General features: G+C 71.4%; 3 protein-coding genes and 1 tRNA gene. 1 reads left to right on the top strand and 3 read right to left on the bottom strand.

Annotation, left to right across the window (positions count from 1 at the left end; all coding sequences use genetic code 11):
• Nucleotide 1: 1 nt before the first annotated feature.
• Nucleotides 2-76 (top strand) — tRNA-His (locus ACFXA3_RS42050).
• A 77-nt stretch (nucleotides 77-153) separates the two neighbouring features.
• Here the strand turns inward: ACFXA3_RS42050 and ACFXA3_RS42055 are convergent.
• The 3 genes from ACFXA3_RS42055 to ACFXA3_RS42065 form a co-directional block, all read right to left on the bottom strand.
• The gene (locus ACFXA3_RS42055; RefSeq protein ID WP_385196717.1) at nucleotides 154-909 is read right to left on the bottom strand and encodes an alpha/beta fold hydrolase; all 756 of its coding nucleotides are present in this window, start codon (nucleotides 907-909) and stop codon (nucleotides 154-156) included.
• A gap of 104 nt (nucleotides 910-1,013) precedes the next feature.
• On the bottom strand, nucleotides 1,014-1,352 hold the full coding sequence (locus tag ACFXA3_RS42060) for an XRE family transcriptional regulator (protein WP_385196719.1): 339 nt from the start codon (nucleotides 1,350-1,352) through the stop codon (nucleotides 1,014-1,016).
• Nucleotides 1,349-1,726, bottom strand: a complete 378-nt coding sequence (locus tag ACFXA3_RS42065) for a type II toxin-antitoxin system RelE/ParE family toxin (RefSeq protein WP_385196722.1) — start codon at nucleotides 1,724-1,726, stop codon at nucleotides 1,349-1,351. Before ACFXA3_RS42065 ends, ACFXA3_RS42060 begins: the two co-directional genes overlap by 4 nt.
• Nucleotides 1,727-1,801: the final 75 nt, after the last annotated feature.

Consider the following 1,801-nt stretch of genomic DNA (forward strand, 5'->3'; position numbering starts at 1 on the left):
TGGTGTGTGTAGCTCAGTTGGTAGAGCACCTGGTTGTGGTCCAGGTGGCCGCGGGTTCAAGTCCCGTCACTCACCCTGATCCCCCGGGGTACGAGGTCTCCTCGTACCCCGGGGGTTTTTCGTGTCCGGGCACCCGCCGCACCTCGGCATCAGCTAGCCCCGCAGGAACGCCTCCACCGCCGCGACGAAGGCGACCGGGGTCTCGTGCGGCGGGTAGTGGCCGGCGCCGGGGACGGGGTGGACCCGGCAGTCGGGGTACGAGACCTGCCATGTGGCCCGCATCACCTCAGGGGTGAGGGCGAGGTCGTGCTCCCCGACGAGGACCAGCACCGGGACCGTACTGCCCTTCACGGCGGCGGACAGGTCCAGCGGCGCCCAGCTCGCGAGGTACGCGGCGAAGGCCTCCGGGCGGGAGACGTCGAGGGAGTGCGCGACCATCCGGTCCAGCCAGTGACCGCTCGCGCGGTGGCCGGTGACGAGGTCGAGGATGGTCCGCCGGTTCCCGGCACCGGCGGCGGCGCCGTGGAAGAGGGCGTGGGTCGCGTCGTCCATCTCGTACGGCGCGGCGGGCACCGGGTTGATCCCGATCAGCTTCTCGATCCGCTCGGGGGCCCGGACCAGGACCTGCTGGATCGCCTTGCCGCCCATGGAGTGGCCCATGAGGGAGAAGGTGTCCCAGCCGATCTCGTCGGCGAGCGCGAGGACGTCGTCCGCGATCTCGGCGAGGGTGTAGCGGCCGGCGACGTCCCGGCGGTCGCCGTAGCCGCGGTAGTCGAGGAAGGCGTACGAGAACCCCTCGGGGTCGAAGTAGTCCAGTACGGAACCCCAGTTGGCGGAGGTGCCGAACCAGTCGTGCAGCACGATGACGCGGACGGGGCCGGTGCCGATCCTGCGGTGGGCGATGGCCATGCGTTCTCCCTCGGTGACGGGGGTGCCGGAGCCGGACGCCGTACGTTCTGCCCAGCCGTTCCGCCGTCACACCGGCCGGTGTGACGCGCGTGACGCGACCGCCCTCACGCCACCGTGTATTCGGTGTCGCCGAAGTCCGCCACGACGCGCAGGCGCCCTCCGAGCGCCTCGACGTACGAGCGGAGGGTCGCCACCTCCGTGCGGTCGGTCTCGCCGTTCTCGATCGCCGACACCCGCGGGGCGGAGACGCCCATCGTCTCGGCGACGTCCCTCTGCGTCAGCGCCTGCTCCTGACGGATCTCCGCCAGCCGGTACGCCCGGACCTCAGCCAGCAGCCGGTCCACGGCGGCCCGCTTCTCGGCGGCCGACCGCACCGGCAGCCCGGCAGCCTCCCGGCGCTCGCGCACCTGACGCTTGGCTTCCTCCCAGCCGACGGCGCTCATTCGTACTCCCTGCTCTCCAGCTCGGCGATGTGGGCCTGGTAGCGCTTCTCCGCGAGCGGGACGTTCGCCGCGTACCAGCCCTGCCAGTTTCCCGCCTTGTCCCCCGCCACCAGCAGCACGGCACGTCGGACCGGATCGAACGCGAAGAGGATCCTGATCTCGCTGCCGCCCGCGGAACCGGGTCTCAGCTCCTTCATGTGGTGCTGCTCTGCGCCCTTGATGCGGTCGACCAGCGGCCGCCCGAGCGTCGGCCCGAACATCGCGAGCGCATCCACTGCGTCTTCGACCTGTTCGGCGCTGCGCCAGTCCGTCTCGGCCAGCGTCTCGAACCACTGCGCCACCTCGCCCACGAGGATCACTTCCCATTGAGCCACGCCCGGGGACTGGAAGCACCCGGGTACATACCCGACCGGCGACACGCGGGGGGAGCCCCCTCGGGGGGGGGCAGC

Source organism: Streptomyces sp. NPDC059456, assembly GCF_042750055.1.
GTDB lineage: Bacteria > Actinomycetota > Actinomycetes > Streptomycetales > Streptomycetaceae > Streptomyces.